Genomic DNA, 24,981 nt, shown 5'->3' with positions numbered 1-24,981 from the left:
TTATCCCAGATCAAGCAAAACCGAGAACAGCCATGCAAGACAAAGCCCTGGACATCCTGATCGCCGGCGGCGGCATCGGCGGCCTCACCGCCGCCCTGGCCCTGCAGGCGCGCGGCCACCGCGTGCGCGTCTGCGAGGCCACGCCGCAGCTCAAGCCGCTGGGCGTGGGCATCAACCTGCTGCCCCATGCGGTGGCGGTGCTGGATGGCCTGGGTCTGCTGCCGGCGCTGCAGGCGATGGCGGTGCCGACCTCGGCCCTGGTGTTCGCGAACCGCCATGGCCAGGCCATCTACCGCGATGCGCGCGGGCTGGGCGGCGGCTACAGCCATCCGCAGCTGAGCATCCACCGCGGCGAGCTGCAACTGCTGCTGTGGCGCGAGGCGGCAGAGCGCCTGGGCGAGGCCAGGCTGCTGAGCGGGCAACGCGTGCTGGCCGCGCGCACCGAGGGCGAGCGCGTGGTGGCGCAGCTGCAGGCCAGCGACGGCAGCCACAGCGAATTGAGCGCCGATCTGCTGATCGGCGCCGATGGCATCCATTCGGCGCTGCGCCGCCAGTTCTATCCCGACGAGGGCGCACCGCGCTGGAACGGCATGATGATGTGGCGCGGCACCAGCCGTGCACGCCCCTTCCTGGACGGCCGCACCATGGTGCAGGCCGGCCACCGGCGCGCCAAGTTCGTGGTCTACCCGATCGCCCCGGTGGCCGAGGACGGGCTGCAGCTGATCAACTGGATCTGCGACCGCCGGCTGCGCGAGGACGGCTTTGGCGGCGGCCTCAGCGCCCCCAGCCGCGAGGACTGGAGCAAGCCCGGCTCGCTGGACGACCTGCTGCCCACCTTCGGCAGCTGGCATTTCGACTGGCTGGACGTGCCGGCCCTGATACGCAGCGCCACCCAGCTGCTGGAATGGCCGATGGTGGACCGCGACCCCCTGCCGCGCTGGCGCCATGGCCGCATCACCCTGCTGGGCGACGCGGCGCACCCGATGTACCCGATCGGCTCCAACGGCGCCACCCAGGCCATCCTCGATGCCGACTGCCTGGCCCAGGCCCTGCAGCAGGGCGCCACGCCGGAAGCGGCGCTCGACGCCTACGAGGCGCAGCGCCTGCCGATGTGCGCGCGCATCGTCGAGATGAACCGCCAGGAGGGGCTGGACGCCATCCTCGATCTGGTCGAGGAGCGCGCACCGGCCGGCTTCAAGCGGCTGGAGGACGTGATCGACCCGGCCGAGATCGACGCGCTGGTGCGGCGCTACAAGGCCGCGGCCGGCCACCAGCAGACGCGCTAAGAGCGCATGCCAAAGGTCATCCGCGCCGCCTGCCCCCGCGGTCGGCCGGCCCGGCCCGGCACCGCCATGACCATGGTCATGGACGCACCATCAGGCAAGACCTGACCCCGGAAAGAAGTCATGCGGGCCCGCCCCTAGGCCGCGCTGGCACCCCAACTCCGTTCGTCGCTGGAATCCGGCAAACCGTCCGCGCAATCCGCTGCTTGGTCGACTCCGGCTTGGTCGCGCCGGGCCCTCTGCCTAATCTGAATTGAGCGCGGACATTGGACGGCTCAACAGCCGGCAGACCGCCGCCTCAACCCTCAGCAACGGAGTCATCATGAATCGCAACACCACCCTCGCATCCAGCCTGCTGGCCGCCACCGCCATGACCTTCTTCACCGGCCTTGCCAGCGCCGACAGCGGCGGCACGCAGGACCTGAAGCGCGTTGAAGTCACCGGCAACAAGGCCTTCGAGATGGCCCGCACCGACGTGCTCAGCGTCTGCCCGGCGGCCGCCGTCGAATTGCAGGAGGCGCTCTCCACCGCCTGGTCGCGCGTCGAGCAAGAGGGCACCGTGCGCGTGCAGTTCCGCCTCAAGGGCGGCAGCGTCGGCCGCGTCGACACCAGCGCCGGCCCGCGCGGCTACCACCATGCGCTGAAGCGCGCCGTGCGCGCCATCGACTGCAACAACGACAACGCCAGCGAGCAGCTGTTCGCCTTTGCCGTGCATTTCAGCGATCCCGATTCGCCCACCGGCAACGGCGCCGTGGCCCTGCTGAGCAAGTAGTCCGGCGCTTCGGCGTTATGCTGCCGGGCATCGCCAACCCGACATGCCCCGCAGATGAAAAACGCCCTGATGATCGCCCTGGCCCTCGCATCCGGCACGGCTTGTGCGCAGCAGTCCGAGCTGCAGCGCTGCCGCGGCATCGCCGACAAGGACGCACGCTTGGCTTGTTATGACGGCATCGCCCTGGCAACGCCCGCGGCAGCTGCGCCGGCGGCCGCTGTGCCCAAGGCGGTGGCCCCGGCGGAGCCCAAGGCCGACACCTTCGGCCTGGAGCGGCGCCAGCTCAAGGCCGAGGCCGATGCGGTGGAAAGCCGCATCGATGGCCCCTTCGACGGCTGGGGCCCGAAGAGCGTGATCCGCCTGGCCAATGGCCAGGCCTGGATGGTGATCGACGGCAGCTCGGCAGTGTTGCGACTGAAGAGCCCCAAGGTGCTGGTACGCCGCGCCGCGATGGGCTCCTTCATGATGGAGTTCGAAGGCTCCAACGAGACGGCACGCGTGCGCCGCCTGGAGTGAGGCTGGCTCAGGGCAGCAGCTGGGCCGCGTGGTGGCGCAAATGCTCGTCCACGAAGCTCGCGATGAAGTAGTAGCCGTGGTCGTAGCCGGCATGGCGGCGCAGGCGCAGCGGCTGACCCACCGCGGCGCAGGCGGCCTCGAAAGCGTCCGGATGGAGCTGCTCGGCGAGGAACTGGTCGCTCAAGCCCTGGTCGATCAGGATGCCGCCCGGATAGGGCGCGGCCGGCAGCGCCGCCATCAGGGCGCTGGCATCGTGCGCCGCCCAGGCGCTGCGCTCGGCGCCCAGGTAGCCGCCGAACGCCTTGTGCCCCCAGGGGCATTGCATGGGCGCGCAGATCGGCGCGAACGCTGAAAGTGAGCGGAACGCGCCCGGGTGGCGCAGCGCCAGGGTGAGCGCGCCATGGCCGCCCATCGAGTGGCCGAAGATGCCGCTGCGCTCGGGCCCCAGGCCCAGCTCGGCCTGCACCTGCGGCAGCAGTTCGCGCATCAGATAGCTTTCCATGCGCCAGTGCCTGGCCCAAGGCTGCTGGGTGGCGTCGAGGTAGAAGCCGGCGCCGACGCCGAAGTCCCAGGCCGCATCCTCGCCGGCGGCTTGCGCGCCGCGCGGGCTGGTGTCGGGTGTCAAGAGGGCCAGGCCCAGCTCGGCCGCCAGGCGCTGGGCCCCGGCCTTGATGGCAAAGGTCTCCTCGGTGCAGGTGAGGCCGGCCAGATACAGCAGCAGCGCGCGCGGCCGCGGTGGCAGGTAGAGCGCGTAGCGCATCGGCAGGCCGATCTCGGCCGAGGCATGGCGCAGGAAACGCTGCCGGCCGCCAAAGCAGGCGTGCTCGCTGAGCAGCTCGGCCGCCATCTCAGAACTCCACCACGGTGCGGATGGATTCGCCGCGCTTCATCAGCTCGAAGGCCTCGTTGATGCGTTCCAGCGGCAGCTTGTGGGTGATGAGCTCGTCGATCTTGAGCTTGCCGTCCATGTACCAGTCGACGATCTTGGGCACGTCGGTGCGGCCGCGCGCGCCGCCGAAGGCCGAACCCTCCCACTTGCGGCCGGTCACGAGTTGGAAGGGCCGCGTGCTGATCTCGGCGCCGGCCTCGGCCACGCCGATGATGATGCTGCGGCCCCAGCCCTTGTGGGTGCACTCGAGCGCATCGCGCATCACCTTGGTGTTGCCAATGCATTCGAAGCTGTAGTCGGCGCCGCCTTCGGTGAGCTGCACGATCTCGTCCACCACGTTCGCCACCTCCTTGGGGTTGATGAAGTGGGTCATGCCGAACTGGCGCGCCAGCGCCTCGCGGCCCGGGTTCAGGTCCACGCCGATGATCTTGTCGGCGCCCACCATCTTGGCGCCCTGGATCACGTTCAGGCCGATGCCACCGAGGCCGAACACCACCACGTTCGCACCCGCCTCCACCTTGGCGCTGAACAGCACCGCACCCACGCCGGTGGTGACGCCACAACCGATGTAGCAGACCTTGTCGAAGGGCGCATCCGGGCGGATCTTGGCCAGCGCGATGCCGGGCACGACGATGTGGTTGGAGAAGGTGGAGGTGCCCATGTAGTGGAACACCGGCTGGCCGTTCAGCGAGAAGCGCGCGCTGCCATCCGGCATCAGGCCCTTGCCCTGGGTGCTGCGGATCGCCTGGCAGAGATTGGTCTTGCGCGAGAGGCAGAACTTGCACTGCCGGCACTCGGGCGTGTAGAGCGGGATCACATGGTCGCCGGGCTTGAGCCAGCCGACGCCCTTGCCCACCTCCAGCACCACGCCCGCGCCCTCGTGGCCCAGCACCGCGGGGAAGATGCCCTCGGGATCGGCACCCGAGAGCGTGTAGTAATCGGTATGGCAGACCCCGGTGGCCTTCACTTCCACCAGCACCTCGCCCTCGCGCGGGCCGTCCAGTTCCAGGGTCTCGATGGTCAATGGGGCGCCGGCCTTCCAGGCCACCGCAGCACGGGTCTTGATCATGGGGCTACTCCAGTGAAGATGCGAGGCGCAGCATAAACGGACGCGCGACAATCTGCCCGCGCCGCGGGATGGCGCGGGGAGCAGCACAAGATGACGCGCATGCACGACCTGATGTCCAGCAACCTGGTGACGGTGGAGCTGGACGACAGCCTGGCCACGGTGAAGGAGATCTTCGACAGTTCCAGCTTCCACCATCTGCTGGTGGTGGAGGAAGGGCGCTTGTTCGGCGTGGTCTCCGACCGCGACCTGCTGCGCGCCATCAGCCCCTATGTCGGCACCATGGTGGAGACGACGCGCGACCTCGCCACGCTCAACAAGCGCGTGCACCAGGTGATGAGCCGCAAGCCGCTGACGCTGCGGCCCGAGGACCCCGTCGGCGACGCGATCCGACTGTTCCTGGAGCATGGCATCTCCTGCCTGCCCATCGTGGTGGAGGACCTCAAGCCGGTGGGCATCGTCACCTGGCGCGACGTGCTGCGGGCGCTGGCGCCGCGCTGATCAGGCGCGCGGATCAGCGTTCAAATCGGCGCGCAGCTGGCGCACCGCGCTCGCCAGCCAATGCGCCTCGCGCTCGCACAGGCGCAGGCGGCGCAGCAGCCAGGGGGTGAGGCTGACGTCGGCGCGGTGCTCGGGCCAATCGTCCTCGGTGGTTTCCAGCTTCGGTGGGGTCGGGTCTTGCCCTGCCAGGGCCTCCAGCCTGAGCGTGCCCACGCAGGCCTGCAGGGTCTGCTGCAGCGCCCGGCTGGCCTCGACCTCGTCCAGGCGTTCGGCGCGCCGGTTCAGCAGGGTCTGCACGGCGCCCAGCAGGGCCATCAGGCGGTAGCCATGCGTCAGCAGGGCCTCGACATGCGCATCGGGCACGCGCACATGCTCGGGCTCCACGCGGGTGCGCTGGCCGGCCGCGGCCAGCGCCGCCAGCGCGGCATAGGCCTGCTGGCGGCTCAGGCGCTGCGCCAGCTGCTGCTGCACCTGCTGCTGATGCACGCCGGGCGCCCAGCGCAGCACATTGGCGGCATGGCGCGCCAGGGCGCCGCACAGCTGCAGCGCCAGCCGGCCCAGGGTGCGGCGCTCCCAGGCCGGCAACACGAAGCAGAAGGCCCAGGCCAGCAGCGCGCCCAGCACCGTGTCCGCCAGCCGCTCGCCCACCGCCGGGCTGCTGCCGGGCGCCAGCAGCAGCGGCTGCAGCAGGGCCATCAGGGTGGCGGCCGTGGCGGCCACGCGGTAGCGCACGTTCACGTAGGCATGGGCCGTGCCCACCGCGGCGATGAAGGCCAGGGCCAGCAGGGCATGGCTGTGCACCTGGGCCAGCGCCAGCACCAGCAGGCAGCCGATCACGGTGCCGATGATGCGTTCGTTGCGGCGCGCGAGGGTCTGCTCCAGATTGCCGCGCAGCACCACCGCCACGCTCAGCACCAGCCAGTGCGGATGCGCCGCCCAGGGCAGCACCAGGCCCAGCGCATAGGCGCAGGAGAGCGCCAGCGTGCCGCGCAGCGCATGGCGCAGCACGCCGGACTGCAGGGTCCAGTGCGTCTTCAGCGCCGCCAGCGGCCAGCCCTCGGGCGAGACGAACTGCTGCAGCTGCGCGGGCGTCAGGGTGGCGGCGCGGTCGGGCCCGGCCAGGCGCTCGGCCATCTGCGCCACGTCGTCCAGCATATGACCCAGGCGCGACTGCAGCGCGGCCAGCAGATGGTGGCGCGCATCGTCGGCTGCGGCGGGCACGGCGGCCAGGCGCCCGGCCAGCTCGTCGCGCCAGCCCTGCGCGGAGATCGCCGGGCAGGCGGCGCCTGTTCGCCCCACCGCGGCGGCCATGCCGTCCAGCGCGTCGGCCAGCTGGCGCAGGGTGATGGCCAGGGCGGCGCGCCAGGCCAGGCCGGCCGCGTCCTCGCCCAGCAGCGGGATGTCCAGGCGGCTTGCCAGCAGCAGGTCGCGCAGCTCGATCAGGCCTAACACCAGATCGACCTGGCGGCGGCTCTGCACCGAGGGCCGGGCGGCGAACACCTGATCGCGCGCGGCCTGCAAGGCATCGGCCAGCGCCACGTCGTCGCGGATCGAGGCGCGCATGCTGGGGCCCTCGGCCAACGCCTCGCCGGCGATGCGGGCGGCGCGCGAATGCAGGCGACGCGCGCAGGCGCGCATCGCCTCCGCAATCGCCAGATCGCGGTAGCGGCGGCGCAGCAGCCAGGCGGTGCTGCGCGCCCACAAGGCATAGAGCGAGGCGCCCAGCAGCACCCAGCCGGCATGCTGGAGCGCCTCCAGCCGCGTCAGCGGGTCTTCCCAGGCCATCGCGAACACCAGGGCCAGCACGCCCGAGAAGGAGAGCGGCCCGGCGCGCGGCCCCCAGGCCATCGTCATCAGCGTGACGAAGGCGGTGAGCGCGATCAGCGCCGTCATCAGTGGCGGCGACTCGCGCAGCAGGCCCACGGCCAGCGTCACCAGCGCCCCCAGCAGGGCCGCGGGGACCAAGCGCCGCAGCACCCGCTGGGGCGGGTTGGGCACATCGGTGAGGCTGGCGCAGACCGCGCCGCCGGCCGCCGCCAGGCCCACGTCGGCGCCGAACACCGCGCTCAGCAGCGCCTGCACCAGCGCCACGCCCAGGGCCACGGTGAGGCCGTTGAGCTGGGCGGCCGTCAGGCGGCTGATCATCGTCAGAGGCTGCGCTCCAGCGCGTCGACAAACATCTTCGGCACGTCGAAGCCGGTCTGGTCGGTGATCTCCTGGAAGCAGGTGGGGCTGGTGACGTTGATCTCGGTGAGGCAATCGCCGATCACGTCCAGGCCCACCAACAGCAGGCCGCGCGCGGCCAGGATCGGACCCAGGGTTTCGGCGATCTCGCGGTCGCGCGCGCTGATCGGCTGGGCCACGCCCTTGCCGCCCGCCGCCAGGTTGCCGCGCACCTCGCCGCCCTGCGGGATGCGCGCCAGGCAGAAGGGCACGACCTGCCCCCCGATCACCAGCACGCGCTTGTCGCCCTCCTTGATGGCGGGCAGGTAGCGCTGCACCATCACGGTCTCGGCGCCGCCCTTGTTGAGGGTCTCGATGATGGCGCCGAGGTTGAGGCCATCGGCCGGCACGCGGAAGATGCCCATGCCGCCCATGCCGTCCAGGGGCTTCAGGATGACGTCGCCCTGCTCGGCATGGAAGGCGCGGATCGCGGCCTCGCTGCGCGTCACCAGGGTGGGCGCGATGAACTGCGGAAACTCCAGGATGGCGAGCTTCTCGGGATGGTCGCGCAGCGCCGCGGGCTTGTTGAAGACGCGCGCGCCCTCGCGCTCGGCCTGGCCCAGCAGATGGGTGGCGTAGAAATACTCGCTGTCGAAGGGCGGGTCCTTGCGCATGATGACGGCCTGGGTATCGGCCAGCGCCAGCTCGGCGGTGGCCACCACGCTGAACCAGGCATGCGCATCGCCGGTGAGCGTGATGGCACGCGCCGCGCGCGCCACCACCCGGCCACCGGCGCGCCAGACCAGGTCGGCGGGCTCGCAGGCCCACAGCTCATGGCCACGCCTGGCGGCCTCGCGCATCATCGCGAAGGTGGTGTCCTTGTAGGTCTTGAAGGATTCAAGCGGGTCGGCGACGAACAGGATCTTCATGGTGGCTCTGGCTGCGGATGATTTACTTGCCTCGGAAGTGTTGCACCAAAAGAGAAACCGTGCCCGCCACCACGCCCCAGAAGGCCGAGCCTATGCCCAGCATGGCCACCCCCGAGAGCGTGACCAGAAAGGTCAGGATGGCGGCATCGCGGTGCTTTTCCTCCTTCAGCGCCGCGGCCAGGCCCCCGGCGATGGTGCCCAGCAGGGCAAGACCTGCCACCGCCGCCACCAGCTCGCGCGGGAAGGCCGCCAGCAGGCCCACCACCGCGCCGCCGGCCAGGCCCAGGGCGATGTAGAACACGCCGGCCATGGCGGCGGCGGTGTAGCGGCGCCGCGGGTCTTCGTGCGCCTCGCGCCCCATGCAGATCGCCGCCGTGATGGCCGCGAGGTTGAAGGCATAGCCGCCAAAGGGGGCCAGCAGCAGGGTCGCCAGGCCGGTGGTGCTGATGCTGGGCGAGATCGGCGTCTGGTAGCCCGAGGCGCGCTGGGCCGCCACGCCGGGCAGGTTCTGCGAGGCCATGGTGACGAGAAAGAGCGGCAGCGCCACGCCGATCAGCGCCGCCATGCTGAAGCGCGGGCTGGTCCAGACCGGCTGGGCCCAGGCCCACTGCACCTCGCTCATGTGCAAACGCCCCTGCCCCGCCGCCACCGCCACGCCGGCCAGCAGCACGGCGGGCACCGCATAGCGCGGCCACCAGCGCCGCCCGGCCAGGTAGACGGCCGCCATCACCAGCACCAGCGTGGGGGCGGTCTTCACGCTGGCCACCGCGTCCAGGCCGAAGCGCGCCAGCACGCCGGCCAGCAGCGCCGAGGCCACCGCCACCGGGATGCGATCCATCACGCGCTCGAAGGCCTTGGTGAGGCCGGCCAGCAGGATCAGCGCGCCGCACACCATGAAGGCGCCGATGGCCTCGGGCATGCTGATGCCGGCGGTGCCGGCCAGCAGCGCCGCGCCGGGCGTGGACCAGGCGGTCAGCACCGGCTGGCGCGTCCACAGCGACAGCCCGAGGCTGGTGATGCCCATGCCCAGGCCCAGGGCCCACATCCACGAGGTGATCTGTGACGAAGTAGCACCCAGGGCCTGGGCCGCCTGGAATACGATGGCCACCGAGCTGGTGAAGCCCACCAGCACCGCCACAAACCCCGCCACGGCCGATGGGACTGAGAGATCATTGAGCCAGGTTTTCATGGACGAGGAGGCTGTTAGGCTTTGGGATGGGCTCGCGTTGGGTCGCTTAGGGGGCGAAGGCAAGGCGCAAAGCGCAGCCGGATTGGACATCCGGCGAGCATTTGCAACGCCGCATGCGCCCCCTAAGCGACCCAACCCGAAGGGCCAAAGCGATTTGCCTGGCCATCCGTCGTTGCCGGTGCCTGGTGGGGGCCGATCCCACGGCGGCACCGCCGCCTAGGCTGGCCAAGCAACTCGCTTTGGCGCGAGCCCATCCCAAAGCCTAACAGCCTCCTTGCATAAACAAGCATGTGTAGATTCCTGGCCTACCTGGGCGCGCCGATCTTCCTGGACGAGTTGGTATGCGCCCCCCGGCATTCGCTGGTGCGACAGTCGCTGCGCGCCGAGGAAGCCAAGGTGGTGACGAATGGCGACGGCTTCGGCGTGGGCTGGTATGGCGAGCGCGAGGCGCCGGGCGTCTACCGCGAGGTGATGCCGGCCTGGTCCGACGAGAACCTGCTGGCGCTGTGCGCCAATGTGCGCTCTCGGCTGTTCTTCGCGCATGTGCGCGCGGCCACCGGCGGCGGCATCGCGCGCCAGAACTGCCACCCCTTCCATTACGGCCGCTATCTCTTCATGCACAACGGCCAGATCGGCGGCTATGGCCAGCTGCGCCGGCGCATGGAGGCGCGCATCCCCGATCACCTCTACGAACATCGCAAGGGCGCGACCGACTCCGAGTTGCTGTTCCTGCTCATCATCGCGCGCATGGAGGAAGGGCTGGACGCGCTGCGCGCCACCAGCCAGGTGCTCGGCGAGACCCAGGCGATGATGCAGCTGCTGCACATCCAGCAGCCGCTGCGCTTCTCGGCCGCGCTGGCCGATGGCGACCAGCTCTGGGCCTTCCGCTATGCCACCGACAAGCGCGCACCCACGCTCTACGTCAACCGCTCGGCGGCCGGCGTGGTGGTGGCCTCGGAGCCACTGGAGGGCGACCCGCAGGGCTGGGAGCTGATCCCGCAGGGAGAGATGCTGCACTTCGACGCCGCGGGCCGGCGCAGCAGCGAGGCGCTGCAGGCGGTGCCGGCCTAGGGCCTGTTAACACTACGCCAATGGGTCGCGTTGTCGGCCAGAAAGGCTGCAGGCAAGGCGCAAACCGCAGCCGGGTTGGACACCCGGCGAGGATTTGCAACGCGGCCTGCGGTCTTTCTGGCCACAACCCTGCGGGAAGGCTCGTCTCGGCGGGCCACGCGTCGTTGCAACGCTGGCCCGCACGCGAGTGCGGGCGGCGCGCTGCGCCTAGCTTGGCCCGCCGAGGCGAGCCTTCGCGGCCCATCGGCGTAGTGTTAACAGGCCCTAGATCTCGACCTTGGAGCCGAGCTCGACGATGCGGTTGGTCGGCAGGTGCAGGAAGTCGGCGGCGGCGGCGGCGTTGCGGTGCATGCTTGCGAACAGCTTCTCGCGCCACAGCGCCATGCCCGAACCGATGGTGGGAATGACGATGTCGCGCGAGAGGAAGTAGCTGGTTTCCATCTCTTCCAGGTGCACATGGCGCGACTCCAGCAGCTTCAGCGCCTCGGGCACATCGGGCTCGTTCTTGAAGCCGAAGTGCACGCTCACCTGCCAGCAGTCGTTGCCCAGCGCCTCCACTTCCACGCGCTTGTCGAAACCGATCCAGGGCACCTCGTGGTGCTTGACGGTGACGAACAGGTTCTGCTCGTGCAGCACCTTGTTGTGCTTGAGGTTGTGCAGCAGGGCATTCGGGGTCATGCCTTGCTCGGAGGAGAGGAACACCGCCGAACCGGGCACGCGCAGCGGCGGGTTGACGAACACCGCACCGAGGAAGCTCTTCAGGTCGATGGCATCCTCGCGCAGCTTGTCGCTGAGCTGGCGCCGGCCCTGCTTCCAGGTCAGCATCAGCGTGAACATGCCGATGCCGATCACGAGCGGGAACCAGCCGCCGGCAAACAGCTTGAGCAGGTTGGAGGCGAAGAAGGTGACGTCCACCACGAAGAAGAAGCCGGTGGCGGCGAAGCACAGCGCCCAGGGGTACTTCCAGCCGTAGCGGATCACGTAGAAGGTCATGATGGTGGTGATGCTCATGTCCAGCGTCACCGCGATGCCATAGGCCGCCGCCAGGCGCGAGGACGAGCCGAACAGCACCACCGCCAGCACGATGAAGACGAACAGGCCCCAGTTCACGAAGGGCACGTAGATCTGGCCGGTGTCGCGCACCGAGGTGTGCAGGATGCGCATGCGCGGCAACAGGCCCAGCTGCACCGCCTGCTTGGTGACCGAAAAGGCCGCGGTGATGAGGGCCTGCGAGGCGATCACGGTGGCCGCCGTGGCCAGGAACACCAGCGGCAGCGCGGCCCAGTCCGGCGCCATGTGGAAGAAGGGGTTGCTCACCGCCTCGGGTTCGTCCAGCAGCATGGCGCCCTGGCCGAAGTAGTTGACCACCAGGGCCGGCATCACCATGCCGTACCAGGCCAGCCGGATCGGCAGCGGGCCGAAGTGGCCCAGGTCGGCATACAGGGCCTCGCCGCCGGTGACGCACAGCACCACCGCCCCCAGCGAGATGAAGGCCACCAGCGGCTGGGCGGCGGCGAACTGGAAGGCATACCAGGGGTTGATGGCCGCCAGCACCTTGGGGTTCTCGATGATGTGCGGCAGGCCCAGCGCGATCAGCACGAAGAACCAGACCAGGGTGATGGGGCCGAAGAACTTGCCGATGCCGCTGGTGCCGAAGCGCTGCACCGCGAACAGGCCGGTGAGCACCAGCAGGGTCAGCGGCACGACGAATTTTTCCAGCTGCGGCGCGGCCACGCCCAGGCCCTCCACCGCCGACAGCACCGACACCGCCGGGGTGATGACGCCATCGCCATAGAAGATGGCGGTGCCGAACATGCCCACCACCAGCAGCACGCGGCGCAGTTGCGGGCGCTCGCTCACCGCCGTGGTGGCCAGCGCCAGCATCGCGATCAGGCCGCCTTCACCGTTGTTGTCGGCGCGCAGTATCAGCAGCACGTACTTCAGGGAGACGATCACCGTCATCGTCCAGAAGATCAGCGAGAGCACGCCGAGGATGTTGTCGGTGGTGGCGGCCACATGGCCGCCATGGAAGACTTCCTTCAGCGCGTAGAGCGGGCTGGTACCGATGTCGCCATAGACCACGCCCAATGCCCCGAGCGTGAGGCCCGCCAGGGCGGACGGCGAACGTGCCGCAGTAGAAGAACCCACAGAGTGCCGCAGCGCGCTGAGGACGCTGCTCGAAAGCCAAAAGCGCTATTGTGCGCTCGGCTTTGTGCAGTGCGTCAAGCGCCCCGCCTGCCCAGGGGGCAGCGGGCTTGACGCCGCCGCGGCTTCATGTCAAGGACGCCGCTCAGGCGTAGACCTCGGCCTCGGGGTCGGTGACCTCGAGCTCGTAGCTGGCCGCCAGCATGGCCAGGCGCGCGATCACGCCATACATGTAGAAGCGGTTGGGCGCGCTGGCGCCCGGCTTCTCACCCGGGCGCGGCAGCTGCGAGCTTTGCGCAAAGGCCAGCGGCACGAAGCTGGCGCCGGGGGCGTTGAGGTTCTCGTCCTCGCCACGCTCGGCATGGATGCGGTAGAAGCCGCCCACCACATAGCGGTCCATCATGTAGACGACCGGCTCGGCCACCGCATCGTGCACGCGCTCGTGCGTGACCACGCCCTCCTGCACGATCACCTCGCTGACCAGCTGGCCGTCCTTGCAGACGCTCATCTTGTTGCGGGTGCGGCGGCTCAGCTCGTCGAGGTCCTTGGCATCGCGCACCGTCATGATGCCCATGCCATAGGTGCCGGCATCGGGCTTCACCACCACGAAGGGCTTCTCCTGGATGCCGTATTCCTTGTACTTGCGGCGCGTCTTGTTGAGGATGGTGTCCACCTGGGTTTGCAGCGCATCCAGGCCCTGGCCGGTGCTGAAGTCCAGGCCCTGCACCGGCGCGAACATCGGGTTGATCAGCCAGGGGTCCATGCCCAGCAGCTTGGCGAACTTCTTCGCCACTTCCTCGTAGGCGCGGAAATGGTTGCTCTTGCGGCGCAGCGCCCAGCCCGCATGCAGGGGCGGCAGCAGGTATTGCTCGTGCAGATGCTCGAGCACGCGCGGCACGCCGGCGCTGAGGTCGTTGTTGAGCAGGATGGTGCAGGGGTCGAAATCCTTCAGGCCCAGGCGCCCGCGCTTGCGCACCAGCGGCTCGATGGTGAGCTGGCCGCCATCCGGCAGGGCCAGCGCCGTGGGCTCCTTGATGCTCTCGTCCAGCGTGCCCAGGCGCACGTTCAGGCCGGCCTGGGTGAAGATGCGCGTCAGCGTGGCCACATTGCTGAGATAGAAGCTGTTGCGCGTATGGCCCTCGGGCACCAGCAGGAGGTTCTTGGCCTCTGGGCAGATCTTCTCGATCGCCGCCATCGCCGCCTGCACCGCCAGCGGCAGCATCTCGGGGGTGAGGTTGTTGAAGCCGCCCGGGAACAGATTGGTGTCCACCGGCGCCAGCTTGAAGCCGGCATTGCGCAGGTCCACCGAGCTGTAGAAGGGCGGCGTGTGCTCCATCCACTCAAGGCGGAACCAACGCTCGATCGCCGGCATGGACTCGAGCACGCGCTGCTCCAGCTCGTTGATGGGGCCGGTGAGTGCGGTAATGAGGTGGGGAACCATGATGCGGGGCCAGCGTTGCTTCGTCGGCCGATTCTAGGAGGCTGCTGCACATGGGGGCGCAAATGAAAATCCCAAGACAGGAGCAGGCGATATGCTTGAGGCTGTGAATGCCAGCCCCCCGAGCCCCATGAAGCCGAAGATCCTGATCGTTGATGACCAGGCCGACATCCGTCGCCTGGTACGTTGGGCGCTGGAGGACAGCCCCTACGTGATCTACGAGGCCGCCAACGGGGCGCTCGGCCTGCAGCTGGCACAGACGGTGCGCCCGGACCTGGTGCTGCTGGACGTGATGATGCCCGGCGGCATGGACGGCCTGGAGGTCTGCAAGACACTGCGCGCCGACCCCGCCTTCGCCAACACCGTGATCGTCATGCTGACCGCCGCGGCCAGCGAACAGGACAAGGCCGAGGCCCTGGGGCTGGGCGCCAATTTCTTCCTCGCCAAACCCTTCAGCCCGGCCAAGCTGCTGGAGCTGCTGGGGATTCTGCTGCGCGGCCGCAAGACCTGACCCTCCGTCGAAAGCGCATCAGGCAAAAGAAAAGCCGCCCGAGGGCGGCTTTCGCTTGCGGGCTTGCTGGCCGGCTTACTTGTGATAGGCCGTCTCGCCATGCGCGCTGATGTCCAGACCCTCGCGCTCTTCCTCTTCGGTGACGCGCAGGCCGATCACCAGATCGACGATCTTGTAGGCGATCACCGAGACGATGCCCGACCAGACCACGGTCACGCCCACGGCCTTGGCCTGGGTCAGCACCTGGGCGCCGATCGAGTAGGCGTCGCCGGTGATCATGCTGGCGGTGACCCAGTCGCCCACGGCGCTGGGGCCACCCAGATTGGGCGAGTTGAACACGCCGGTCAGCAGGGCACCGACGATGCCGCCGACGCCGTGCACACCGAACACGTCCAGCGAGTCGTCCGCACCCAGCAGCTTCTTCAGACCCGACACGCCCCACAGGCAGGCGAAGCCGGCGATCACGCCGATGATCAGCGCACCGCCCACGCCGACGTTGCCGGCCGCAGGGGTGATGGCCACCAGGCCGGCGACGGCGCCCGAGGCGGCACCCAGCATGGAGGCCTTGCCCTTGTGCAGCGCCTCACCCACGCTCCAGGCCAGCACCGCGGCGGCGGTGGCGACGAAGGTGTTGATGAAGGCCAGGGCGGCGAAGCCGTTGGCTTCGAGTGCCGAGCCGGCGTTGAAGCCGAACCAGCCCACCCACAGCAGCGAGGCACCCACCATGGTCAGCGTCAGGCTGTGCGGGGTGAAGCTTTCCTTGCCGTAGCCGATGCGCTTGCCCACGAAGTAGGCGCCCACCAGGCCGGCGACGGCTGCGTTGATGTGCACCACGGTGCCGCCGGCGAAGTCCAGCGCGCCCCATTGCCACAGCAGGCCGGCCTTGCCATTCATCTCGTCAACGACGCTGGCGGCGCTGTAGGCATCCGGGCCCATCCAGAACCAGACCATGTGGGCGATCGGCAGGTAGCTGAAGGTGAACCACAGGGCCATGAAGAGCAGCACGGCGGAGAACTTGGCACGCTCGGCGAAGGCGCCGACGATCAGGCAGGCGGTGATGCCAGCGAAGGTCGCCTGGAAGGCCGCGAACACGATCTCGGGGATGACGACGCCCTTGCTGAAGGTGGCGGCGTTGGCGAAGGTGCCGGCCGCGTTGTCCCAGATGCCCTTCATGAAGAGCCGGTCCAGCCCGCCGAAGAAGGCGTTGCCCTCGGTGAAGGCGATGCTGTAGCCATACAGCACCCACAGCACCACGATCATCGAGAAGGTGACCATCACCTGCATCAGCACCGACAGCATGTTCTTGCTGCGCACCAGGCCGCCGTAGAACAGCGCAAGACCTGGCACCGTCATCATGATGACCAGCAGGGTCGAGACCATCATCCAGGTGGTATCGCCCTTGTTGGGCACGGGTGCCGCGGCCGGGGCCGAGGCGGCCTCCGCGGGGGCAGAAGCAGCAGGTGCGGGCGCCGCGGCCGAGGCCGCCTCGGGTGCCGCGGCAACGGCGGCGGTAGCGGCGGGCGCCGAAGCGGCGCCGGCAGCGTCTTGTGCCCAGGCGCTGGGCGCTAGCGCCGCGGCGGCCAGGGCCAGACAGGCAAGCAGTTTCTTCATGATCGGGGGTCTCCGGAAGGGGGAAGTGCTGTGTGCGAGCAGAGCGGGCAGTGGGCGCTTAGAGCGCGTCCTGGCCGGTCTCACCGGTGCGGATGCGCACCACCTGGTCGAGCGGCGAGACGAAGATCTTGCCGTCGCCGATCTTGCCGGTGCGGGCGGACTTCTCGATCGCCTCGATCACCTGCTCCACCACCGCATCGGCCACGGCGGCCTCGACCTTGACCTTGGGCAGGAAGTCGACCACGTATTCGGCGCCACGGTAGAGCTCGGTATGGCCCTTCTGGCGGCCGAAGCCCTTCACTTCCGTGACGGTCAGGCCCTGCACGCCGATGGCGCTGAGCGCCTCGCGGACCTCATCAAGCTTGAAGGGCTTGATGACTGCGGTGATGAGTTTCATGGTGAGGTCTCCTCAGGTTCAATCAGAAGGTCTTCTTGACCGACAGCACCAGGCCGTTCTTGCCCAGGTTCTTGCCGGCGCCGATGTAGCTGTCGTTGTCGGTGCCCACCGCGGCCAGGCCGAAGGTGAAGCCGGCGTAGTCCTTGTTCACGGTGAGCGAGTAGTCGGTGTAGGAGGCCGAGCCCAGATGGCGCACCTTTTGGTGGCCCACATGCGGGGTCAGGGTGAAGCCCTCGCCCAGGTCGAAGGTGCCGCTCAGGTCCAGATAGCCGCTGCCCTTGGAGTCGGGAAAGCCGAACAGATTGCTGGTGCTGTGCGAGTACTTGGCGGTCACCGGGCCGAACGTCAGCGCGGCATAGAGCTCGGTGGTGTTGGCGCTGGGGCTGAGCTTGTTGCCCGAGTAGACGTATTGCAGGGCGCCGACATCCAGGGTCAGGCCGGCACTGATCTCGGTCTTGTAGCCGCCGTAGACGTCCAGCTCGACATTGCTGTCGCCGCCGGCGTCCTTGATCCACTTGATGGTGGAGGCCCAGGTGCCGATGTAGAAGCCGCTGGCGGAGGCATAGTCGGCGCCGCCCTGCAGGGCGGGCTTGAGGCGGGTCTGCGAAATGCCGCGGTAGCGATAGTCCGTGGTCACGCTGGCGTTGAACGACAGGGGGCTGGCCGGCTCATCAGCCAGCACCGGCATGGCCGGAGCGAGCAGGCTGATGGCAATTGCGGCGTAGATCGACTTCATCGCGGAACTCCTAAGGGTGGAAGACGGGCAGAAACGGTTTCACCCCCCCTGTTTGCAGCTTCCGTGCCAGCCCCATTTCGGACCTCATGCGCGGCTTTCCCTGGGGCATCGGGGCCCCAACAGGCCCGGCATGGGCTCAAACCGCACCAAGCTGGGTCAGAAAGCGCCTGGCGCCGTTCTGGTGCGCGCCCCGAAACCGTGCGCAACGCGCACGCGGGCAGCGGCAACGGCACAATCGGCGCCAGGGGAGGACAGCCACATGTCTCTGGCCATCATCCACAGCCGTGCCCTGGACGGCGTGAGTGCCGCACCGGTCACGGTGGAGGTGCATCTGGCCAACGGCCTGCCCAGCTTCACCCTGGTGGGGCTGGCGGAAACCGAGGTCAAAGAGGCTCGCGAGCGCGTGCGCGCCGCCCTGCTCAACAGCGGTTTGAGCTTTCCACACAGCCAGCGCATCACCGTGAACCTGGCGCCGGCCGACCTGCCCAAGGAGGGCGGGCGCTTCGATCTGCCGATCGCGCTGGGCCTGCTGGCGGCCAGCGGCCAGATCGACGACAAGCTGCTGGCCGACCTCGAATGCGCGGGCGAACTCTCGCTGGCCGGCGAGCTGCGCCCGGTGCGCGGCGCCATGGCGATGGCCCTGGCGCTGCGGCGCGAGGGCCAGGGTCGCCGGCTCCTGCTGCCGGTCACGAGTGCCCAGGAGGCGGCCTTGGTGCGCGGCGCGGCGGTCCACGGCGCCGGCCATCTGCTCGAGGTGGTGGCGGCCCTCGGCCCGGGCGGCGGCGGGCAGCTGCCCTTGCCGATGCCGGCCGCGCAGCCCAGGGCAGCGATGCCCGGGCCCGACCTCAACGAAATCAAGGGCCAGGCCGGCCCCAAGCGGGCCTTGGAGATTGCCGCGGCCGGAGGCCTGAGCCTGCTGCTGATCGGGCCGCCAGGCACCGGCAAGTCCATGCTGGCGCAGCGCCTGCCGGGCCTGCTGCCGGCGATGCAGGAGCACGAGGCCTTGGAATCGGCGGCGATGCTGAGCCTGGCCGGCATGTTCACGCCCGAGCGCTGGGGACAGCGCAGCTTTCGCAGCCCCCACCACAGCGCGTCCAGCGCCGCCCTGGTGGGCGGTGGCTCGCCGCCGCGCCCCGGCGAGGTATCGCTGGCCTTGCACGGCGTGCTGTTCCTCGACGAGTTGCCCGAATTCAGTCGCAGCGCCCTGGAGGCCTTGCGCGAACCAATGGAGACCGGCCACATCCAGATCTCGCGCGCCGCGCGGCAATCGGAGTTCCCTGCCGACTTCCAGCTGATCGCGGCCATGAACCCCTGCCCCTGCGGCCATGCCGGCAGCCTGGTGCAAAGCTGCCGCTGCACGCCCGAGCAGATCTCACGCTACCAGGGGCGGCTCAGCGGCCCCTTTCTCGACCGCCTGGATCTGCTGGTGGAGGTGCCGGTGCTGCCGGCCCAGGTGCTGGCGGACGCCAGCGGGGGCGAAGCCAGCAGCCTGGTGGCCGCCCGGGTGGCGCGGGCGCGCGAACTGGCGCTGGCGCGCCAGGGTTGCAGCAATGCCAGGCTGAGCGTCAAGCAACTCGATGAGGTGGCGCGCATCGACCAGGCCACCACCGCATTCATGCACAAGGCGGCGAATCGCCTCGCTTGGTCGGCGCGCAGCTACCACCGCGTGCTGAGAGTGGCGCGCACCGTCGCGGATCTGGAGGGCAGCGCCGACATCGCCATCGGCCACCTGAGTGAGGCGATCCAGTGGCGGCGCGGCCTCGGCCGCGAGGCCTGAGCGCTCAGCGCTCCAGGCCGCGCCGGCGCAGATAGAAGCCGACGCCCAGCAGGCCCGCGATCAGCATCGCGGCCGGGCTGGGCTCGGGCACGGGGTGGGCCACTTGCAGCACGGAGAGCCCGGTGAAGGCCGACCCGAAGGCGCCGAACTGCCAGTTGTGCGCCTGCAGATGCTGGGGCGCCGCGCCCGGCAGGCCCAGGTGGTCATCGACACCGGCTTGCGAGAACGAGCCAAAGGGTGCGAACACGCCCGCCAGCAGATGCGGTGCCTCGATGGTCTCGCCATGCGGGCCCGACAGGTGCTGGTACCAACCGCTCACGGTCCACTGGTTGTTGGCAAAGGTCGCCGTCAGCTCGGCATCCCAAAACACGCCGTTGTAGGTGGCGGTGCCGCCGGCCGCGTTCCAGTTCCAGCCCAGGCTCAGATCGGTGAGCGTATCGACGAAGGAGGTGACGGTGCTGGCCGCATGTGCGGGCGCCAGGCCCATCAGGCCTGCCAGGGACGCTGCGAGAACGGCGTTGCGAAACTGTGGCTTCACGGCTTGCCCCTTATCGGGGCGGCTGCAGCCCCGTCCGCGGATACTAGGCTCGCGCAGGGTGGCCTGCCACCCCTAGGAAGGGCAGATGTCAGTAGCGCAAGCGCACCAGCGCCGGCGCGGCGCCGCCCGGCGCACCAGGCGTCAGCGCGAAAAGCCAGTCGAACTCGTCTTCGTCTATCGTGACCTCGGCCTGGTAGCCCAGGCCACGCAGGATCGCCGGCAGGGTGTTGCTGTGGCCGACCACCAGCACGGCCTCGCCGCTGCCATGGGCGCGCAGCCTGGCCAGCAAGGCCTCGGTGTCGCGTGCCGGCAGCACCACGGGCGTGAGCCCCAGGCGCTGCGCCGTGGGCGCGGCATGCGCCATGGTGCGCCGGTACGGAGTGGTGTAAATGGCCCGCAGGCCGGCGTCGGCCAGCATCGCCGCCAGGCGCTGTGCCCTCGCCTCGCCGACCGGCGAGAGCCCGGGGTCGGTGGGAAGGTCCAGCCGCTCACCATGACGCACCAGGTAGACGAGCGGCTGGGCCGCCGCCGGCATTGCCGTGGCCCCGAGCAGTGCCGCGAGACCGAGCGCCAGCAGGCGGCGACGCCACATCATCACTGGCGTGTCAGCTGGCCATCGCGCTCCAGCACCAGATCGCCCACGCGCAGCTGCGGATCCTGGCTGCGCTCGAAAGTGCGCGTGCTGCCGTCCTTGTAGCTGAGGCGCACGATCCAGACCTTGTGCGACTTGCTGCGCTTCTCGATCTCGTTGCCGGCATAGCCGCCGGCCACCGCACCACCCACGGTGGCGAGCTTCTTGCCACTGCCGCCGCCCACCTGGTTGCCCAGCAGGCCGCCCACCACCGCGCCGCCGATCACGCCCAGGCCGCTGGCCTTGCCCTGGCGTTCCTCGGTGCGCACCTCGCTGACGGTGGCGCAATCAGGGCAGGTCTTGGCGGCGGCCGGCTTGGCCGCGGGTTTGGCCGCGGGCGCCGCCTGCGCCAGCACCGGATCGGGCGCCGCTTGCGACTGCGAACGGCCGACGGCATAGGCACCGCCCAACATCAGCGCGGCCACGGCCACGCCGGCAACGATCTGACTGGACTTGATGGACATGGACTTGTTCCTCATTCAAGGCCCACAAGGGCCGGGGGCATCAGCATGCCAGCCGACGCGGGTGCCGCGGCAAAGCCGGCGGCCGAAGTTGTAACAACAAACGCTTGTGCTCAGAGCAGCGGCGCCAGGGCACGCTGCGCCGCCACCTCATCCAGGGCGCAGCGCTGCGCCCAATCCTTCAGCTGATCGGCGCCGATGCGCCCCACATTGAAATAGCTCGCCTCGGGGTGCGAGAAATAGAAGCCCGAGACGCTGGCCGCCGGCGTCATGGCCATCGCATCGGTGAGGCCCATGCCGATCTCCTCGGGCACCAGCACGCGGAACAGATCGCGCTTGACCAGGTGATCCGGGCAGGCCGGATAACCCGGCGCCGGGCGGATGCCGCGGTACTGCTCGGCGATCAGGGCCTCGTTGCTGAGCGTCTCGTCGGCCGCATAGCCCCACAGCTCCATGCGCACGCGCTGGTGCAGGCGCTCGGCAAAGGCCTCGGCCAGCCGATCGGCCAGGGCCTTCAGCATGATGGCCGAGTAGTCGTCGTGGTCGGCCATGAACTGGGCCTCCTTCTTCTCCACCCCCAGGCCGGCGGTGACGGCGAACAGGCCGATGTAGTCCGGCACGCTGCCCTTGGCGGCGATGTAGTCGGCCAGGCAGCGATTCGGCCGCAGCTCGCCATCCACCACCGGGCGTTCGCTCTGCATGCGCAGGCCGCGCCAGGTCATCAAGACCTCGCTGCGGCTCTCGTCCTTGTAGATCTCGATGTCGTCGTCGTTCACCTGGGCCGCTGGGTAGATGCCCATCACGCCGCTGGCCTGCAGCCAGCGCCCCTCGATGAGGCGCTGCAGCATGCGCTTGCCGTCGCTGAAGACGCGCTGCGCCTCGCTGCCGACGATCTCGTCCTTCAGGATGGCCGGAAATGAACCCGCCAGGTCCCAGGTCTGGAAGAACGGCGCCCAGTCGATGCAGGCGGCCAGCTCGGCCAGGTCGTAGTTCTTGAAGACGCGGCGGCCGATGAACTTGGGCTTGGGCGGCTGGTAGCTGGCCCAGTCCAGCTTGGTCTTGTTGGCGCGCGCCTGCGCCAGCGTCACCAGCGGGGTCTGCTTCTTGTTCGCGTGCAGCTCGCGCACCTTCTCGTAGTCGCTCTTCAGCTCATCGATGAAGCGCGTGGCGCGCTCGTCCGAGAGCAGGTCCGAGCACACGCCCACCGAGCGCGAGGCATCGGGCACATAGACCACCGGACCCTCGTAATGCGGCGAGATCTTCACCGCCGTGTGCACGCGGCTGCAGGTGGCGCCGCCGATCAGCAGCGGGATCTTCTTGACGCGGAAGTAATCGTCGCGCTGCATCTCGGCCGCCACATGCTGCATCTCTTCCAGGCTGGGCGTGATCAGGCCGGAGAGGCCGATGATGTCGGCGCCCTCGACCTTGGCCTTGGCCAGGATGTCCTGGCAGGGCACCATCACGCCCATGTTCACGACCTCGAAGTTGTTGCACTGCAGGACCACGGTGACGATGTTCTTGCCGATGTCGTGCACGTCGCCCTTCACGGTGGCGATGACGATCTTGCCCTTGGGCTTCACATCGCCGCCGGCCGCCGCCAGCTGACGCTTCTCCTCCTCGATATAGGGCACCAGATGCGCCACCGCGCTCTTCATCACGCGCGCGCTCTTCACCACCTGGGGCAGGAACATCTTGCCGGCGCCAAAGCGGTCGCCGACGATGTTCATACCCGCCATCAGCGGGCCCTCGATCACATGCAGGGGCCGGCCGCCCTTGGCCAGGATGGCCTGGTAGGCCTCCTCGGTGTCTTCGTTGATGAAGTCGGTGATGCCATGCACGAGGGCATGCGAGAGCCGCTCCTCCACCGTGCCGGCGCGCCAGGCCAGGCGTGCGGAGTCGTCCTTGGCGGCGCCCTTGGCGCTCTCGGCCACCTCGATGAGGCGCTCGCCAGAGTCGGGCCGGCGGTTCAGCACCACATCCTCAACGCGCTCGCGCAGCACCGGCTCCAGGTCGTCATAGACGCCCACCATGCCGGCGTTGACGATGCCCATGTCCATGCCCGCCTGGATGGCGTGATAGAGGAACACGGTGTGGATGGCCTCGCGCACCGGCTCGTTGCCGCGGAAGCTGAAGCTCACGTTCGAGACCCCGCCGCTGACCTTGGCGCCCGGCAGGTTCTGCTTGATCCAGCGCGTGGCATTGATGAAGTCCACCGCGTAGTTGTCGTGCTCCTCGATGCCGGTGGCGATGGCGAAGATATTGGGGTCGAAGATGATGTCCTCGGGGTCGAAGCCCACCTCGTCCACCAGGATGCGGTAGGCACGCGCGCAGATCTCGGTCTTGCGCGCGAAGGTGTCGGCCTGGCCCTTCTCGTCAAAGGCCATCACCACCGCGGCGGCGCCATAGCGGCGCACCAGCTTGGCCTGGCGCTTGAACTCGGCCTCGCCCTCCTTGAGCGAGATCGAGTTGACGATGCCCTTGCCCTGGATGCACTTGAGCCCGGCCTCGATCACCTCCCACTTGGAGCTGTCGATCATGATGGGCACGCGTGCGATCTCGGGCTCGGAGGCGATCAGGTTGAGGAAGCGCACCATCGCGGCCTTGCTGTCCAGCATGGCCTCGTCCATATTGATGTCGATCACCTGGGCGCCGTTCTCCACCTGCTGGCGCGCCACCGCCAGCGCCTCCTCGAACTGGCCGTTCAGGATCAGGCGCGCAAAGGCCTTGGAGCCGGTGACATTGGTGCGCTCGCCGATGTTGACGAACAGGGTGCCGGCGCCGATCTGCACCGGCTCCAGGCCCGAGAGCTTCATCGGCGGAGGGGTGGTGGCGGTGCTGGTATCGGTCATTGTCGGCCTCGGTGGACAGGGCCGCGAACTCACCGCGGCCACAAGAAATCATGGTTCGGTGAGCGTCGTTGCTGAGCGGGCGGGTGCGCCGGGCTCCGGTCCGAGCCTGGCGGCGCCTGGGTGGGCAAGCCGTCGCAACGCTCCTCGAACCGTCGGGGATTTTACGCTGAAGCCCGGGGAAGCTACCCACGCCGGCCGGGTCAACTCAAGCTTATGCTCGCAACAACCGAAAACCATGCGTGCCCTTGGCCATCGCCAGGGCTTTCGAGCGCCACCCCTTGGACCTGATACATCTCCCACCCAAAGCCCTGCGCGTCGGCCAGGTGCTGACCTTTGCCGTGCGCGATGCGGAGGGCAAGCTGCTGTTCGCGGCCGGCCAGGTGCTGCCCAACACGGGCCTGGTGCATGCGTTGATCGAGCGCGGCGCCTATGCCTATGCGCATGAGACCAAGGAATACCAGCGCGCCCTGGCCCACAAGATGGACACCATGATGCACCAGGGCGCGGTGCTGGCCGACATCGTCAAGGCCGAGACCCAGTTCCGCCCCGACCGCGGCACGCGCGCCGCCGAGCTGAGCGAATCCGCCGCCTGGGCCGATCTGCAGCTGCATGCCCGCAGCCTGCTGCGCGACCCGCAGCGCGAGGACTTTCTGCAGCGCCTGCAGATCCTGCATGACGCGGCGCTGGCGCGGCTGCAGCAGCATCCCGATGCGGTGCTGACGCTGTTGATCTTCGACGCCAGCCAGGGCTTTCAGGACTACAGCTCGCGCCATGCCCTGCTGAGCCTGGTGCTGGCCGATCTGCTGGGGCGCCAGCTGGCGCTGGGCGCGGCCGAGCAGAGCGCCCTGACGCAGGCGGCGCTGAGCATGAACCTCAGCATGAGCGTGGCACAGGACCGCCTGGCCGGCCAGGAAGACAAGCTCAGCGCCCGCCAGCGCGACGAGCTGATGGGCCATGGCGACCGCAGCGCCGAACTGCTGCGCAAGCTGGGCGTGAGCGACGAGCTCTGGCTGGGCGCGGTGCGCCTGCACCACGACGCCGGCCCCGGCCCGCTGCAGGGGCGCGCGCCGGCCGAGCAACTGGCGCGCCTGCTGCGCCGCGTCGACATCTTCGGTGCGCGCCTGAGCCCGCGCCGCTCGCGCAAGGCCATGGCGGGCGCGGCCGCTGCCCGTGCGGTGTTCCTGGACGAGCTGCAGCAGCCCGACCCGGCCGGTGCCGCGCTGATCAAGGCCGTGGGCCTCTACCCGCCCGGCTCGCTGGTGCGGCTGGCCAACGGCGAGCTGGGCATCGTCGTGAAACGCGGCCACAGCGCCAACGAACCCATCGTCGCGGCGCTGCTGGGCAAGAGCGGCGCGCCCCTGAGCGACCCGGTGCCGCGCGACACCCGCCTGGCCAGCCAGGCCATCGCCGCCAGCCTGGCCCCGCACGAACTCAAGCTGTTCGTGAACATGGACAAGCTGCTGAAGGTGAGCTGAACGGGCGGCACAATCGGTCTTCCACAGCGCTTG

22 protein-coding genes and 1 riboswitch are annotated in these 24,981 nt (G+C 69.2%); of the genes, 8 read left to right on the top strand and 14 right to left on the bottom strand.

Annotated elements, in window-relative coordinates:
* Positions 1-32 precede the first annotated feature (32 nt).
* The 3 genes from PFX98_RS09255 to PFX98_RS09245 all read left to right on the top strand — a co-directional run bounded on the left by PFX98_RS09255 (position 33) and on the right by PFX98_RS09245 (position 2,571).
* Positions 33-1,286, top strand: a complete 1,254-nt coding sequence (locus PFX98_RS09255; protein ID WP_285234910.1) for a flavin-dependent oxidoreductase — start codon at positions 33-35, stop codon at positions 1,284-1,286.
* Positions 1,287-1,605: 319 nt separating this feature from the next.
* Positions 1,606-2,055 (top strand): hypothetical protein, encoded by a 450-nt coding sequence (locus tag PFX98_RS09250; protein WP_285234909.1) that lies wholly within the window; start codon positions 1,606-1,608, stop codon positions 2,053-2,055.
* A 54-nt stretch (positions 2,056-2,109) separates the two neighbouring features.
* A complete protein-coding gene (locus PFX98_RS09245; protein ID WP_285234908.1) occupies positions 2,110-2,571 on the top strand; it encodes a hypothetical protein in 462 nt (153 codons plus the stop codon).
* 7 nt (positions 2,572-2,578) lie between these two features.
* On the opposite strand, the gene fghA is transcribed toward PFX98_RS09245, so the two are convergent.
* Both fghA and PFX98_RS09235 read right to left on the bottom strand, forming a co-directional pair.
* A complete protein-coding gene (gene fghA / locus PFX98_RS09240; RefSeq protein WP_285234907.1) occupies positions 2,579-3,418 on the bottom strand; it encodes an S-formylglutathione hydrolase in 840 nt (279 codons plus the stop codon).
* Position 3,419: 1 nt separating this feature from the next.
* Complete coding sequence (locus PFX98_RS09235; protein WP_285235561.1) at positions 3,420-4,526, bottom strand: S-(hydroxymethyl)glutathione dehydrogenase/class III alcohol dehydrogenase; 1,107 nt, start codon at positions 4,524-4,526, stop codon at positions 3,420-3,422.
* Between the two features lie 93 nt (positions 4,527-4,619).
* On the opposite strand from PFX98_RS09235, the gene PFX98_RS09230 reads away from it, so the two are divergent.
* Entirely contained in the window at positions 4,620-5,027 is a 408-nt protein-coding gene (locus PFX98_RS09230; RefSeq protein ID WP_285234906.1) for a CBS domain-containing protein, read from the top strand.
* Here PFX98_RS09230 and PFX98_RS09225 read toward each other — a convergent pair whose 3' ends face one another.
* Genes PFX98_RS09225 through PFX98_RS09215 form a run of 3 tightly spaced genes read right to left on the bottom strand, consistent with a single transcriptional unit; the run spans position 5,028 to position 9,308 of the window.
* Positions 5,028-7,172: an FUSC family protein gene (locus PFX98_RS09225; protein WP_285234905.1), complete on the bottom strand. Its 2,145-nt coding sequence runs from the start codon at positions 7,170-7,172 to the stop codon at positions 5,028-5,030. It lies immediately after the preceding gene.
* A gap of 2 nt (positions 7,173-7,174) precedes the next feature.
* Positions 7,175-8,119 carry a glutathione synthase gene (gene gshB / locus PFX98_RS09220; RefSeq protein WP_285234904.1) on the bottom strand — a complete coding sequence of 315 codons (945 nt, stop codon included), beginning with the start codon at positions 8,117-8,119 and terminating at the stop codon, positions 7,175-7,177.
* 22 nt (positions 8,120-8,141) lie between these two features.
* Positions 8,142-9,308, bottom strand: coding sequence for a benzoate/H(+) symporter BenE family transporter (locus PFX98_RS09215; protein ID WP_285234903.1), 1,167 nt, complete (start codon positions 9,306-9,308; stop codon positions 8,142-8,144).
* Between the two features lie 288 nt (positions 9,309-9,596).
* Between PFX98_RS09215 and PFX98_RS09210 the strand changes: the two genes are divergently transcribed.
* Positions 9,597-10,379 carry a class II glutamine amidotransferase gene (locus tag PFX98_RS09210; protein WP_285234902.1) on the top strand — a complete coding sequence of 261 codons (783 nt, stop codon included), beginning with the start codon at positions 9,597-9,599 and terminating at the stop codon, positions 10,377-10,379.
* A 264-nt stretch (positions 10,380-10,643) separates the two neighbouring features.
* Here PFX98_RS09210 and PFX98_RS09205 read toward each other — a convergent pair whose 3' ends face one another.
* Together PFX98_RS09205 and gshA are read right to left on the bottom strand one after the other, a co-directional pair.
* On the bottom strand, positions 10,644-12,527 hold the full coding sequence (locus PFX98_RS09205; protein ID WP_285234901.1) for a potassium transporter Kup: 1,884 nt from the start codon (positions 12,525-12,527) through the stop codon (positions 10,644-10,646).
* Between the two features lie 142 nt (positions 12,528-12,669).
* Positions 12,670-13,965, bottom strand: a complete 1,296-nt coding sequence (gshA, locus tag PFX98_RS09200; protein ID WP_285234900.1) for a glutamate--cysteine ligase — start codon at positions 13,963-13,965, stop codon at positions 12,670-12,672.
* Positions 13,966-14,092: 127 nt separating this feature from the next.
* Here gshA and PFX98_RS09195 point away from each other — a divergent pair, with 127 nt between their 5' ends.
* Positions 14,093-14,473 carry a response regulator transcription factor gene (locus PFX98_RS09195; RefSeq protein ID WP_285234899.1) on the top strand — a complete coding sequence of 127 codons (381 nt, stop codon included), beginning with the start codon at positions 14,093-14,095 and terminating at the stop codon, positions 14,471-14,473.
* Between the two features lie 75 nt (positions 14,474-14,548).
* Here PFX98_RS09195 and PFX98_RS09190 read toward each other — a convergent pair whose 3' ends face one another.
* From PFX98_RS09190 to PFX98_RS09180, 3 genes are read right to left on the bottom strand one after another with little or no spacing between them, the layout of a single operon-like run.
* On the bottom strand, positions 14,549-16,084 hold the full coding sequence (locus PFX98_RS09190) for an ammonium transporter (RefSeq protein WP_285234898.1): 1,536 nt from the start codon (positions 16,082-16,084) through the stop codon (positions 14,549-14,551).
* Positions 16,085-16,142: 58 nt separating this feature from the next.
* A complete protein-coding gene (gene glnK, locus PFX98_RS09185) occupies positions 16,143-16,481 on the bottom strand; it encodes a P-II family nitrogen regulator (protein WP_285234897.1) in 339 nt (112 codons plus the stop codon).
* Positions 16,482-16,503: 22 nt separating this feature from the next.
* Positions 16,504-17,217, bottom strand: a complete 714-nt coding sequence (locus PFX98_RS09180; RefSeq protein ID WP_285234896.1) for a TorF family putative porin — start codon at positions 17,215-17,217, stop codon at positions 16,504-16,506.
* A gap of 259 nt (positions 17,218-17,476) precedes the next feature.
* On the opposite strand from PFX98_RS09180, the gene PFX98_RS09175 reads away from it, so the two are divergent.
* On the top strand, positions 17,477-18,994 hold the full coding sequence (locus PFX98_RS09175) for a YifB family Mg chelatase-like AAA ATPase (RefSeq protein ID WP_285234895.1): 1,518 nt from the start codon (positions 17,477-17,479) through the stop codon (positions 18,992-18,994).
* A 4-nt stretch (positions 18,995-18,998) separates the two neighbouring features.
* Here the strand turns inward: PFX98_RS09175 and PFX98_RS09170 are convergent, their stop codons facing one another.
* The 4 genes from PFX98_RS09170 to metH all read right to left on the bottom strand — a co-directional run bounded on the left by PFX98_RS09170 (position 18,999) and on the right by metH (position 23,473).
* Positions 18,999-19,532: a PEP-CTERM sorting domain-containing protein gene (locus PFX98_RS09170; protein ID WP_285234894.1), complete on the bottom strand. Its 534-nt coding sequence runs from the start codon at positions 19,530-19,532 to the stop codon at positions 18,999-19,001.
* Between the two features lie 88 nt (positions 19,533-19,620).
* Positions 19,621-20,127 (bottom strand): phosphoglycerate mutase family protein, encoded by a 507-nt coding sequence (locus PFX98_RS09165; RefSeq protein ID WP_285234893.1) that lies wholly within the window; start codon positions 20,125-20,127, stop codon positions 19,621-19,623.
* Complete coding sequence (locus PFX98_RS09160; RefSeq protein WP_285234892.1) at positions 20,127-20,627, bottom strand: glycine zipper 2TM domain-containing protein; 501 nt, start codon at positions 20,625-20,627, stop codon at positions 20,127-20,129. The genes PFX98_RS09165 and PFX98_RS09160 overlap by 1 nt, the downstream gene beginning before the upstream one ends.
* Positions 20,628-20,737: 110 nt before the next feature.
* Positions 20,738-23,473: a methionine synthase gene (gene metH / locus PFX98_RS09155; protein WP_285234891.1), complete on the bottom strand. Its 2,736-nt coding sequence runs from the start codon at positions 23,471-23,473 to the stop codon at positions 20,738-20,740.
* Positions 23,474-23,526: 53 nt separating this feature from the next.
* A riboswitch (S-adenosyl-L-homocysteine riboswitch) is annotated at positions 23,527-23,625 on the bottom strand.
* 126 nt (positions 23,626-23,751) lie between these two features.
* Between metH and PFX98_RS09150 the strand changes: the two genes are divergently transcribed.
* Positions 23,752-24,948 carry an HD-GYP domain-containing protein gene (locus PFX98_RS09150; protein ID WP_285234890.1) on the top strand — a complete coding sequence of 399 codons (1,197 nt, stop codon included), beginning with the start codon at positions 23,752-23,754 and terminating at the stop codon, positions 24,946-24,948.
* Positions 24,949-24,981 lie beyond the last annotated feature (33 nt).

The sequence above is a fragment of the Paucibacter sediminis genome (assembly GCF_030254645.1).
GTDB classification, from domain to species: domain Bacteria; phylum Pseudomonadota; class Gammaproteobacteria; order Burkholderiales; family Burkholderiaceae_C; genus Paucibacter_B; species Paucibacter_B sediminis.
Note: the sequence above shows the minus strand (reverse complement) of the source record. Positions and strands in the feature narration are given on the sequence as shown.